Source organism: Flavobacterium quisquiliarum, from assembly GCF_019308285.1.
Lineage (GTDB): Bacteria > Bacteroidota > Bacteroidia > Flavobacteriales > Flavobacteriaceae > Flavobacterium > Flavobacterium quisquiliarum.
In genome coordinates, this window is the sequence record NZ_WWEM01000020.1 from 228,534 (window position 1) to 241,224 (window position 12,691).

9 protein-coding genes are annotated in these 12,691 nt (G+C 32.4%); 7 read left to right on the forward strand and 2 right to left on the reverse strand.

The features are described 5' to 3' along the window. The first annotated feature begins 50 nt into the window (after positions 1-50). Positions 51-2,468 (forward strand): sugar-binding domain-containing protein, encoded by a 2,418-nt coding sequence (locus GSY47_RS08970; protein WP_179005799.1) that lies wholly within the window; start codon positions 51-53, stop codon positions 2,466-2,468. Between the two features lie 122 nt (positions 2,469-2,590). Here the strand turns inward: GSY47_RS08970 and GSY47_RS08975 are convergent, their stop codons facing one another. Both GSY47_RS08975 and GSY47_RS08980 read right to left on the reverse strand, forming a co-directional pair. Next, the gene (locus GSY47_RS08975) at positions 2,591-3,202 is read right to left on the reverse strand and encodes a hypothetical protein (RefSeq protein ID WP_179005801.1); all 612 of its coding nucleotides are present in this window, start codon (positions 3,200-3,202) and stop codon (positions 2,591-2,593) included. Between the two features lie 93 nt (positions 3,203-3,295). Then, on the reverse strand, positions 3,296-4,060 hold the full coding sequence (locus GSY47_RS08980; RefSeq protein WP_179005803.1) for a PKD domain-containing protein: 765 nt from the start codon (positions 4,058-4,060) through the stop codon (positions 3,296-3,298). 137 nt (positions 4,061-4,197) lie between these two features. Between GSY47_RS08980 and GSY47_RS08985 the strand changes: the two genes are divergently transcribed. The 6 genes from GSY47_RS08985 (at position 4,198) to GSY47_RS09010 (ending at position 12,637) form a co-directional block, all read left to right on the forward strand. Continuing rightward, positions 4,198-4,755, forward strand: coding sequence for a YdeI/OmpD-associated family protein (locus GSY47_RS08985; RefSeq protein ID WP_179005805.1), 558 nt, complete (start codon positions 4,198-4,200; stop codon positions 4,753-4,755). A 48-nt stretch (positions 4,756-4,803) separates the two neighbouring features. After that, entirely contained in the window at positions 4,804-5,451 is a 648-nt protein-coding gene (locus GSY47_RS08990; protein ID WP_179005807.1) for a Pr6Pr family membrane protein, read from the forward strand. Positions 5,452-5,665: 214 nt separating this feature from the next. Further along, complete coding sequence (locus GSY47_RS08995; RefSeq protein ID WP_179005809.1) at positions 5,666-6,232, forward strand: RNA polymerase sigma-70 factor; 567 nt, start codon at positions 5,666-5,668, stop codon at positions 6,230-6,232. Positions 6,233-6,332: 100 nt separating this feature from the next. After that, positions 6,333-7,535 carry a FecR family protein gene (locus GSY47_RS09000; RefSeq protein ID WP_179005811.1) on the forward strand — a complete coding sequence of 401 codons (1,203 nt, stop codon included), beginning with the start codon at positions 6,333-6,335 and terminating at the stop codon, positions 7,533-7,535. A gap of 100 nt (positions 7,536-7,635) precedes the next feature. Then, a complete protein-coding gene (locus GSY47_RS09005) occupies positions 7,636-11,229 on the forward strand; it encodes a SusC/RagA family TonB-linked outer membrane protein (protein ID WP_179005813.1) in 3,594 nt (1,197 codons plus the stop codon). 10 nt (positions 11,230-11,239) lie between these two features. Next, the gene (locus GSY47_RS09010; RefSeq protein WP_179005815.1) at positions 11,240-12,637 is read left to right on the forward strand and encodes a RagB/SusD family nutrient uptake outer membrane protein; all 1,398 of its coding nucleotides are present in this window, start codon (positions 11,240-11,242) and stop codon (positions 12,635-12,637) included. Positions 12,638-12,691 lie beyond the last annotated feature (54 nt).

Sequence of the window (12,691 nt, forward strand, 5' to 3'; positions counted from 1 at the left end):
ACGTTGTGGATACTTTTGTATAAAACAAGATTAGAATAAAAAACATATTCATGATTAAACATAAAAACATATTTCAAAAAATTACAATTGCCTTATTGTTTTCAGTATCAGTTTTTGCACAAAAACAAGCCAGAATTGTAGAAGACTTCAACAAAAACTGGAACTTTAAATTAGGAGATTATCCCGAAGCAGTAAATAGCAATTTCAATGCTTCTGATTGGAGAACACTTCAATTGCCACATGATTGGAGTATCGAAGGCGCTTTTGACAAAGATGCTAAAACCAAACAAGCACAAGGATTTTTGCCAGCAGGAAAAGGTTGGTATCGTAAAACTTTTACTATTCCAGCGAGTTGGAAAAGCAAGACTATTTCTATTGAATTTGATGGTGTTTTTAAGAACAGTGAAGTTTTTATAAATGGAAAATCATTAGGATTTCGCCCAAATGGGTATATTTCTTTTGGTTATGATTTGTCTCCGTATTTAAATTATGGACAAGCCAATATTATCGCGGTTAAAGTTGATAATGATTCTCAACCAAACTCAAGATGGTATACAGGTTCTGGAATCTACAGAAATGTTAGATTGGTTACAAGCGAAAAATTACATGTTGGAAAGTGGGGAACTTTTGTCACCACGCCTGAAGTTTCAACAAAGAAATCAAAAGTACATTTAGAAGTTACAATCGATAATGATAATGATACTGCCAGAGAATTTACATTGGTTACATCTATTTTAGATGCTAAAAATAAGGAAGTGGCAAATAAAGTTTCTATTGAGAAAATTGGAGCTAAAACATTTGAAACCAAGGTGCATAATCTTGATGTTCTAAAAACACAATTGTGGGATACTGAAAATCCATATTTGTATAAAGTTGTTACAAAAATCTACGAGAAATCTGTACTAGTTGATAATTATGAAACTCCGCTCGGATTTAGATTTTTTAATTTCGATTCAGAAAAAGGATTTTCTTTAAATGGTGTTCCAACTAAAATTTACGGCGTTTGTCTGCATCACGATAATGGTGCTTTGGGTGCGGTTGAAAACATTCATGCGGTTAGAAGAAAACTGACTTTGATGAAAGAAATGGGAGCAAACGCTATTAGAATGTCTCACAACCCACATTCTTTGGAAATGATGCAATTGTGCGATGAAATGGGATTTATCGTTCAAGACGAAGCTTTTGATGTTTGGAAAAAGAAAAAAGTAACTAACGATTACCACAAAGACTGGGATGCCTGGCACAAACAGGATTTAGAAGATTTTATCAAAAGAGACCGTAATCATCCATCGGTTATGATGTGGAGTATTGGGAACGAAATTAGAGAACAGTTTGATTCGACAGGAATTGCGATTACAAGAGAATTGGCTAAAATTGTAAAATCTTTGGACACAACTCGTCCAGTAACTTCGGCTTTGACAGAAAATGTAATTGAGAAAAACTTTATTTACCAATCTGGTGCTTTAGATCTTTTGGGATTCAATTATAAACACGAAGATTATAAAGATTTTCCAACGAAATTTAAAGGACAAAAAATATTGGCTTCAGAAAGTGTTTCGGCTTTAGAAACTCGTGGACATTATGATTTTCCAGACGGAATTAAAGCGTGGCCAACAAAACACGGCGCTACGTTTGATGGAAATGCCGATTGGACTGTTTCGGCTTATGATCAGGTAAAATCGTATTGGGGAGCTACGCACGAAGAAAATTGGAAAACAATTAAAAGTCAGGATTTCATGGCGGGAACTTTTATCTGGACAGGATTTGATTATATTGGAGAACCAGATCCGTATCCGTTTCCTGCAAGAAGTTCTTATTTCGGAATTGTCGATTTAGCGGGACTTCCAAAAGATGTGTATTATATGTACCAAAGCGAATGGTCGAATAAAACTGTTCTTCATATTTTACCGCATTGGAACTGGAAAAAAGATCAGGAAGTAGAAGTTTGGGCTTATTATAATAATGCTGATGAAGTAGAATTATTCTTAAACGGAAAATCTCTCGGGAAAAAAGCAAAACAAAATGATGATTTGCATATTTCATGGCGTGTAAAATTTGAGCCAGGAACTTTAAAAGCGGTTTCAAGAAAGAATGGAAAGGTAGTTTTAGAAAAGGAAATTCATACAGCGGGAGAAGCTTCTAAAATTGATTTAAAAGCTGAAAAAACATCAATTAAAAACGACACTTACGATTTGGTTTACGTAACAGTTTCGATGACTGATAAAGACGGAAACTTATTGCCAACCGCAATGGATTTAATCAATTTTGAAGTTTCTGGCGGTGGAAAATTAGTTGGTGTTGATAATGGTTATCAGGCAAATCTAGATTCTTTTAAAGCCAATTCCTGTAAATTGTTTAATGGAAAATGCATTGCGATTATTCAGTCGAATGGGAAGAAGGAAAATATTCAGTTGAAAGCGACAAGTCAAAATTTACAATCTTCGATTATTGAAGTTAAAACGAATTAATCTCGCAATCCCAAAAGCTATCGGGAGCTAAGTTGCAAAGTTTTTGGACCATATAAGTTATGTAAGTGATTTTAAGTTTTGACTTGATTGAACTTATATGACTTAATATGGTTTATTTTTTTCTAACTAATCCATGTTTCCCATTTTTCTATTATTTTCCACTTTCCATTTACTTTTTTCAAATAAATTGCTTTTCCACTCCCGCAAAGTCCAGCGCAATGATAATTGAGTTGTATATAAGCTAATTTTCTATCTATCGAAAAAACGGGAATTGTCATTTGATAAAATCGATACAATTGATGTTTTTTTCGCTTAGTAAGCATTTCTTCAATGGTAGTTGAATTCAATTTATTTATAAGTTTGTCTTCAATTTCTAATTTTTCAGGATTTAAATTTTGGTTTAATAGGTATAAAGAATCTTTTGGAGAGAATGTTTCTCCTGCTGTTTTATCACTTAGTAATGAAGTAATGTAAATATCTTGTGGCGGAGGTGGTGGTTGAGGTATCCCATCTTTTCTTTTTTCGGGAATAAAAATATTTAATTTTTTTAGTTCATTACAAAACATAGCAGAATCTTCATTCTTAGAAAAAACATCTAAACTGTCCTGAATAATTACAGCTTCAACTACTTCATTAATATCTTTAATTTTTTCAGCGCTTAAATTATAGTTTTCCTTTTTGTTTTGGCAATTGTAAAAGGTTAGGACTATAAAAATGAAGATTATATTTTTCATTAAAATAAAGGTTTGGGTTGTTTTTCAAATATAAAAAAAAGTACTCTTTAAAATGTTTTAAAAGAGCACTTTAATAAATATTACAATAGAAGACTATTGCCAGTTTATATCCAAAATAAAAGTAACTTTTTGATTGGGCACCGATGGGTCATTATATTCTAAAGTAATTGTATTTGGATATTTGTTTGTACCAGTAGTATAATCTATCATTTTTGCAAACATATGACCACCAATTCTATAGCCAAACAATCCTTCTATTCTGCTTATTGAAAATTCATATTCTTTAGATAAATCAGTAATTACTTTAGGACTTGATAGAGTCCATGAAAGTGGTAATTGTGTTTTTGAGATATTTTTAAATACTGAAGAAGATGTTTGGTCTTTATAAGTTTCTTCATCTACAATAGAAAATTGTACATTAAAACTATCCCATTTGTTGCCATTTTCATCACTAAAAGGCATCTCAGCGACAGTTACTTTTGTAATTTTTACAGTAGTTGGAGTAGTTGGGGTAATTGGCGTGATTTGTGCAGAAATTATTATTATTTTTTTTATGACTGCTATTCCGCCTGAACCAGATATGTTTAATTCTACTATATAAGTGCCAGGATAAATGTATGTATGGCTCGGGTTTTTCTCTAAGGAGGTTGTGTTATCGCCAAAATCCCATAGATAATTTGTTGCATTTATAGATTCATTTAGAAAATCAATTTTTGTAGGTGATTTTCCATCACTTTTATGAGAGAACGCTGCAATTGGTTGTTCTTGAGGCTCATCAGGTAATCCATCATTGAAAGAACAAGCTAACAGGACAAGTGATATTATTAGACAGGCTAGTTTTTGTAAGTAATTTTTCATTTTATTTAGTCTTAATTTTTGTAAAAATAATTAAAAAACAAATAAAAAAGTAGTTTAATTCTTATAATTATTGTTTTTTGTAATAATTCGTTCTACTTTTAAAGTTTTAAGGATTCTTATATATTTATAAAAACAAAATGACACCAACTTTCTTCGAAAATCAAAAAGAATTTAGAAAATGGCTTGAGAAAAACCACAAAGACGAAAAAGAACTTTTGGTAGGTTTTTATAAAGTTACAAGTGGAAAGCCTTCTATGAGCTGGTCAGAATCTGTAGATCAGGCGCTTTGTTTTGGCTGGATAGATGGTGTCAGAAAATCTATTGACAAGGATAGTTATACGATTCGTTTTACTCCAAGAAAACCTTCCAGTATTTGGAGCGCCATTAATATTCAAAAAATGGAAGACTTGACTAAAGCCGGGTTGATGACAGATGCCGGTTTAAAAGCCTTTAGCTTTAGAACCGAAAGTAAGTCCAAAATTTATTCGCACGAAAAAGAACCTGTTCCACTTGATTTGGAATATGAAAATCAATTTAAAAGTAACGCAATTGGTTGGGAATTTTTCCAAAAACAAGCACCTTCATACAAAAAAGTAATGATTCATTGGATTATGAGCGCAAAGCAGGAAAAGACCAGACAATCGCGTCTCGAAAAAACAATAAAAGAAAGCGAAAATCAAAAGAGAGTTCTGTAAAAGTTTCAATTGAAATTCCTATTTTAGTATTCTGACATAAAGTAAATTATGGAAAAGCAAAATACCACAAAAATAGGAAATGAGGTTCTTTTAGGAATTATTTTAGCTCTGGAACTTTACGCACTTCCAACACAGTTTTATTTATTAATAGAACAATCTGAATTTACACTTTTCGGTGCGTTAGTCCGCTTTTTCAGTTTTTTTACGATTCTTACCAATTCTGTTGTTTTGATCTGCAGTACCTTTAATTTGTTTGGAAGAAGATTTAAGATAAGCGCTTTTTTCAGAAAGAATGCAACAATAACAGCTATAACCGTTTATATTGTAATTGTGGGACTAGTTTTTAATTTATTACTTCGTCAAGTTGTCGATTTAAAAGGACTTCACAGAATTGTTAGCGAAATTTTTCATACCGTTGTGCCTATTTTATTTTTCTTTTACTGGCTTTTTTATGTTGATTTGGAAAAGATTTCTTTTAAAACTATTATGCTTTGGCTGATTTACCCAATAATTTATGTCGTTTATACCTTATTTCATGGTGTCTACACCGATTTTTATCCTTACCCTTTTATTGATGCTGTAAAGCTCGGTTTTCCCACAGCCATAACCAACGGATTATTTGTTTTATTATCGTTTGTAATTTTATCCTATGTTTTAATTTTTGTCTCCAAACTGAAAAATATCCTCATTAGATAAATCCTTGATTATAAGATTGTCCTTTTTCTAAAAACTAAAGAATCATATTTTTACGTAAATAGAAAGAAGATATTTTTTAGAAGAAAATTAGTAGAAAACAGCAAATGATGAAAAATACAAATCAGCATTTTATTCTTACTTTTTTGCAGTGGTTTAAGGAATTTGATGATAATTATTTGGTAAAAATGATGATTTGTTGATATAAAATTTATATTTGCGCAAAGAAAGGAAGACGAAAATCAGCTCAGAACAAGAAAATATCAGAATTGATGAAACGTATTACAAAGAACTATTTTATTCTTTGTATCCACGTCTTGTGAGCTATAGTTTCTCTTTTGTAAAAGATAGTTTTCTCGCCGAAGAAGTGGTAGAAAACGTCATGTTGCAACTTTGGGAAAACCGAATCAAGTTCGAAAAAATAGTCGATGTCAAATCGTATCTCTATACAATGGTTCGCAATGGTTCTTTATTAGCTTTAAAAAAAGAACAAAAAGTAGTCGAATTAGATCATAAACTTTCAGACGAAACAGCAGAATTTGATTTTAATATTCTGGAAGACGAATTATATTCCACTTTAATAGACGCTTTAAACTCGCTGCCCGAAAAATGTAAAGAAGTTTTTGAACTTTCCTGTTTAGAAGGAATGAAATACAAAGATATAGCTGATCAGCTTAATATTTCCGTGAATACAGTGAAGTCTCAGCGTGCCCGCGCCATAGAATTATTGAAGGAAAAACTTAAAAATCACTCCGAACTTTTATTTATTTTGCTTTTTCTTTAAAAAAAATCAAAATTCTTTCCACCCATTTTTGATATTTCGTACTCTTAGTTATATAACATTTACTTAAACTGTTAATAACCGACACTTAATATCAAAAAATATGTCCCAAGGAAAGAAAGAAATCATAATCGCTACTCTCATAAGAAAAGAACTGCTTACGGGAGAATTATCGATTGAAGAAAAGGCTTTTTTGCAAGAGTGGCTTTCTGTACCCGAAAATCAAGAATATTATCAGAAAATTATTGATTTAGAAACTTTAAAATCAAAAGAGAGATTATATAATGCGATTGATACTGATGCAGCATTCGAAAGAATTAAAGGAAAACTTGGTTTTGAAGATACGCCTATAATTTCTCTTTTCAATTATAAAAGAATATGGCAATATGCCGCTGTTTTGGTGTTTCTTGCAGGAATCACTTCTATTTTCTTTTATATGAATAATGATGCAGCTTCAAAGAATCAAGAAGTGGTTGTAAAAAGTATTGAACCAAAATACAACAATCCAACTTTAGTGTTGGCTGATGGTACAGTGGTTTCCTTAGAACCAAAAAAGGAAAAAATTGTTTCTAAAAATGGAGTAATTTCCAATGTAAACAAAGTTTTGGTTTATGATGCCAAAGATCTAAAAGGAGTTATTTCGACTGGAGACAATACTTTGATTGTTCCTGTTGGTGGCATTTACGCTGTCAGCCTTTCAGATGGAACAAAAGTTTGGTTGAACTCCAAATCTTCTTTAAAATATCCTGTAGAATTTAGCGGAAACAAAAGAACGGTAAACCTTGAAGGAGAAGCTTACTTTGAAGTAAGTAAAGATCCGCATAGTCCATTTACAGTAAAAACCAAATCTGGAAATGTAACTGTTTTAGGAACGCATTTCAATGTTAGCGCTTATGAAGAAGATAAAAACTTTGAAACAACGCTTGCAGAAGGAAAAGTAAAAGTTTCAGACATCAGTAAATCTAAGCCAGCAGAAGAAACTATTTTACAACCAGGACAGCAGGCAAGAGTTAAAAACGAAGCTTTGAGAGTGGTTGAAGTTGATCCGTCAGCTTATACAGCATGGAAAGACGGTAAGTTTTATTTTGAAAATGAAAACCTGAAAAACATTTTGATCAAAATGGCAAGATGGTACAACTTTAAGGTGAAGTTCGAGCAAAAAGCATTAGAGCAGATTAAGTTTACGGGAATTGTTTTAAAAGATGAACCGATAGATAACTTTCTCGACGTAATTAGTAAATCATCCAATGTTAAATATAAAATAACCAAAGTAAACCAAATGTATGAAGTAACCGTAAGTAAGTAAAAAAAGAAAACCGGAAAATGTTGCAGCATTTCCCGGCAAGTATTTGTTCAGTCGAAAAAAAGAGTTCGAAATCCATTAACCAACCAAAACATTTAAAAGTATGAAAAAAAACCTATCCGCAAAAGATTGTGGGGTAAAATCCGCGCTTTGGGATAAATTTCTTGACCTAATGAAGAAATCCCTAATATTATCGATATTTCTTTTTAATGTAGTCGCTTTTGCCTATGCGCAAAAAGTAACTATAAATGCAAGAAACCAATCTGTATCTGCCGTTTTAAAAACAATTACGAGAAAAACCAATGTAGAGTTTTTCTACAGTGATGATGTATTTGATGCCCAGAGAAGAGTAAATATTTCTGTAAATAAAGCCGATGTTATGGCTGTTATCAAAGAATTAATTGGTAACGATTATAAAGCAGAATTTGTAAATAATAAATTGATTGTTATTGCATTAAATCCAAAAGTAAAAACCAGCCAAACTTCTATAGTAGAAGAAAAAATAAAGATTAAAGGAGTTGTTACCAATTCAAAAAAAGAATTTTTAATTGGAGCAACTGTTTGGGTAAAGGGAACTAAAGATGGTGCTATTACCAATTTTGATGGTTCTTATGAAATCATGGCTAAAAAAGGCGATGTTCTTGTTTTTGAGTATTTAGGATACAAAAAAACAGAGGTTACTGTTACGGATAGTTTGATTATCAATCCAGTTTTATTAGAAGATGTTAGCAAGCTTGATGAAGTAAAGATTGTTTCTACAGGATATCAAAAAATTGATAGAGAGCGCTCTACAGGATCTTATGTTGCAATTACAGCCAAAGATTTAGAAAAAGTTCCTGTAAACAATGTGCTTCACAGATTGGAAGGGCAAGTTGCTGGTCTGCAATTAAATATTCAGGATTCTGATAACACTTTTGTTTATGGAACTACATATGGAGATGGTCAAGGCAGAAATAGTTATAATCTTGCCATTAGAGGAAAATCTACTTTTGAAGGTACAACAGGGTCTAATGCAATGCCATTAATTGTACTTGATGGTACGCCTACAGAATTAGATATCAGAACGATAAATCCGAATGATATTGAGAAAATTACTTTCTTAAAAGATGCAGCTTCGGCTTCTATTTACGGTGCAAGAGCGGCAAACGGAGTAATGGTAATTGATACTAAAAAAGGAAAACAGGGACAAACGAGAATCAATTTTTCTCAAAATTATGGTTTTTCGAATAAGCCTTCCTTATCAAAACTTCCATTAATGAATTCAGCTCAGGTTTTAAATTTAGAACAGGAATTTGTAGATAAAAATTTGGTTACAGATCCGGCAAGTATAACGTATATGTTAGCTCCTCCTATTAGTCAGGGAATGGACTTGATGTTTCAATACAAACGCGGTGCTATCTCTGAAGCTCAGAGAAACGCCGGCTTAGATATATTGCGTAATCGTAATACTTATGGACAGACAGAACAGTATTTGCTCCAAGCATCATCCACGCAAAATTATAATTTATCGTTTAGTGGTGCACAAAATGATTACTCTTATTTCATGTCTGGATCGTATTCTAAAGAAGAAACTCAATCAAAAGGAAATAGCGGACAACGTTTGACTTTGTTATCAAATCAGGACTTTAAGCTTTTCAATTATTTAAAAATGAACACAAGCTTGAGAGGTTCTATTTTTAAATACAAAATGAATGGTTTAGGACTTTCTCCACTAGGAATTTCAGCAAATACGTTATTGCCTTACGATCAAATTGTTGGAGATGATGGAAATTCAGTAAATTATTACCACCGTTATTATAGTGCACAAACTATGGCTTTGGAGCAACAGGGGTATTTACCATGGACTTACAATTATATAGATGAATTGAACAATAGCGATAAATCATCAAACGAATTAAATTTTGGTGCTACCATTTCGGCTACAGCTCCTTTATTAAAAGGTTTAGATGCTGTAGGAACTTATTCAATAGAAAATGCACGTACATCAAATGATAATATGTTCAATGAAAAGACATACTATGCACGTGATATGATTAACTCAGCAACTTCTATAAACAGTAATGGCGATTTAGTACATGCAATTCCGCTAGGAGGTATTTATCAAAATAACGAATTTGGAACAAGCAGTTATACGATGAGAGGGCAATTAAATTATGATGGTATAATTGGCCAGGATCATTTGATTAATGCAATTGCAGGTATTGAAGCTAGAGAAACTAGAGAAAGTCAAGACAGTAGAACATTATTTGGATATAATCCAAAAACGCAAACTTCTGTAGATCTTCCATCGCTAAATTACGTTGATGTAAATGGATATAATTATACGCTACAGTATGGTAACCAGCATAAAGATGTTCGCAGAAGATTTTTATCGTATTATGCAAATGCAGGCTATACTTATAAGAACAAATATACACTTACAGGAAGTGCCCGTTTAGATGACTACAACAATTTTGGAGTAGATAAAAAACTAAGAAGAACACCTTTATGGTCAACAGGAGCAAGATGGAATATTAAAGAAGAATCTTTTCTAAAAGACAGTAACTTATTTAACAGTTTAAGTTTAAGAGCTAGTTATGGTTACAATGGTAATATTAATATGGAAGTCTTTCCTTTTACCAATATAACTTTAAATAATTTAGATAGTTTTTCACAGCTGCCTTATGCTTCAATAAGTAAGCCGGCAAATCCTAATTTACGTTGGGAAAAAACAGCAATCTTAAACTTAGGAGTAGATTTCTCTATCTTAAACAGTAGATTAAGCGGTACTGTAGAATATTATAAAAAGAATAGTAAAGATTTGATCGTAGAGTTCCCAATTTCTCCATTTTATGGAGTTCAAAATAACTCGTTAACACAAAACGCAGCAACATTATCTGGAAATGGTGTCGATTTAAGTTTAAACGGAACTATTCTAAAAGCAAAAGATTTTTCTTGGAATGCTGGTCTTGTAGTTACATACAATACTACGGAAGTAACCGATTCTCGTTTTCAAAATTTCAGTCAGTATTTAAATGGATCAGGCGGAACACCGCCAGTTGAAGGTTATCCATTGGGCAGTGTCTTTGCTTTTAGATCAGCAGGATTAGATGCAACTGGTAGAACTCAGGTATATGATAAGTCTGGTAATATTGTAAACTCTTTTACTTCTTTAAAAGACATTGAGGATATGAAATACATGGGAACCAATATCCCTTCATATTTTGGAAGTTTTAGCCACACCTTTACGTATAAAAAATTGTCATTATATATTTTGGCAACTTACAAATTTGATTACGTAATGTTTAAACCAACTTATGGAGGTTATGTAGACAGATCAGGAAGATTTAGCAGATACGATTTAAATACGGATATTGACCAGAGATGGAGAACCCCAGGAGATGAGGCTACTACATCAGTTCCGGGAATTATAGGTTCATCTGGTGTAAGTCTTGTGAGATATTTGTCTTCAGATAACCGTATTATGGAAGGAGATCATATCCGTTTTAGAGAGCTTTCATTAAAATACGATTTAAATGACTTAATCAACAGAGGTTCTATAACAGGTGCTTCGGTAACTTTTACAGCTAGAAATCTTGGTTTCTTCTGGAGAAAAAACAAAGACGGTTTAGATCCTGACTTTTTACCTTACACGGGAACTAACATGAAATTGCCGGCAATGGCCATGTATTCAATTGGTTTTAATGTTAATTTTTAATTTTTTAAAGATGAAAAAATATTTAAAATACATCACGATAATAGCTTTAGGAGCAGTTGTTTTGAGCTGTGATAATTACGTTGATATCAAAACCGAGGGTAGATTAATACCCGAAGAAACTGAAAACTACAGATATCTATTAAATAATACATATGCATTTGACATAAATTATGGAGCTTTAGATGTAGCATCAGATGATATAAGTTTTCAAAATGAAGCTCAGACGACTGCATTAAGTGCTTCAGATTACAATCGTCCTTTTGTGAATCAATACAAGTGGGCAGATCAAATTTATTTTGATGGTGAATTAGATTATAATATGAATAGCATGTATAGTGCTTTGTACAATGCTAATATTGTGATCAATGAAGTAATGCAAAGTAAAGAGGGAACAGAAGCTCAAAAACTAGCCATTAAAGGTGAAGCACAAGTACATCGCGCTTTTATCTTTTTAACTTTGGTAAATGCTTTTGGAAAAGCTTATGATGCCACTACAGCAGCAACAGATCTGGGAATTGTTCTTTTTACAACTCCAACAGTTTCAGACAATATCAGAAGAAGTACTGTTCAAAATGCATATGATATTATTTTAAGCGATTTAAACGATGCTGTAAATTCAGGGTTAAAACCAATTAATTCGGGTAACAATGTTGCGTTTCCTTCGAGAGCGTCGGCTTATGCACTTTTAGCAAGAACGTATCTGTATATGCGTAATTATCCTTTGGCTTTAGAAAATGCAGAAAAGTCATTAGCAATTCAAAGTACATTAAACAACTTGGAAGATTACGAGTTTAGTGCTTTTCCAACCAGAAGACTGGATAGAGAATTAATTTTATCAAAGTGGAACGGATATTCTTCGTTAACTTATGCACCGCAAATTTTATCATTAAGTAATGAATTAATAGATTCATTTGATACTAATGATTTGCGTTATGTATTGTTTACACAGCCAACCAGTACTTTTAGTTCTGATTATACAATAGGAAGGACTTATGCTAAAGAAGGTTTAACAGGAGAAAGCCGAAACGGAGGACCAACAGTACCAGAAATGATGCTTATAAAAGCAGAATGTCTTGCAAGGGCAGGTTCTGGCGATTTGGCAATGGCTGAAATAAATAAATTAAGACAAAAGAGATTTAGAGCGACACAATATGTTGCCATGACAGCAACAGATAGTAAAGATGCTTTAATTAAAGTATTGGCAGAAAGAAGAAGAGAGTTGATGGGACATGGCAATTTTAGATGGTTTGATTTGAAACGATTGAACAAAGAACCTGAATTTGCTAGAACTATTACACATACTTTTGCAGGACAAACATTTACACTTGCTCCAAACAGCGATCGTTACCAAATGCCGTATGCTCCAATTTATTACGATTACGCACCAAACTTACAGCAAAATCCATAATTAGATTAATCATAAAAGTGCACTCATCATTCTTTGAGTGCACTAAAATCAAAA

Excerpts from the sequence above, each read along its gene's own strand:
- GSY47_RS08970 (WP_179005799.1), top strand. The coding sequence starts at position 51 with ATGATTAAACATAAAAACATATTTCAAAAAATTACAATTGCCTTATTG.
- GSY47_RS08975 (WP_179005801.1), bottom strand. The coding sequence starts at position 3,202 with ATGAAAAATATAATCTTCATTTTTATAGTCCTAACCTTTTACAATTGC.
- GSY47_RS08980 (WP_179005803.1), bottom strand. The coding sequence starts at position 4,060 with ATGAAAAATTACTTACAAAAACTAGCCTGTCTAATAATATCACTTGTC.
- GSY47_RS08985 (WP_179005805.1), top strand. The coding sequence starts at position 4,198 with ATGACACCAACTTTCTTCGAAAATCAAAAAGAATTTAGAAAATGGCTT.
- GSY47_RS08990 (WP_179005807.1), top strand. The coding sequence starts at position 4,804 with ATGGAAAAGCAAAATACCACAAAAATAGGAAATGAGGTTCTTTTAGGA.
- GSY47_RS09000 (WP_179005811.1), top strand. The coding sequence starts at position 6,333 with ATGTCCCAAGGAAAGAAAGAAATCATAATCGCTACTCTCATAAGAAAA.
- GSY47_RS09005 (WP_179005813.1), top strand. The coding sequence starts at position 7,636 with ATGAAAAAAAACCTATCCGCAAAAGATTGTGGGGTAAAATCCGCGCTT.
- GSY47_RS09010 (WP_179005815.1), top strand. The coding sequence starts at position 11,240 with ATGAAAAAATATTTAAAATACATCACGATAATAGCTTTAGGAGCAGTT.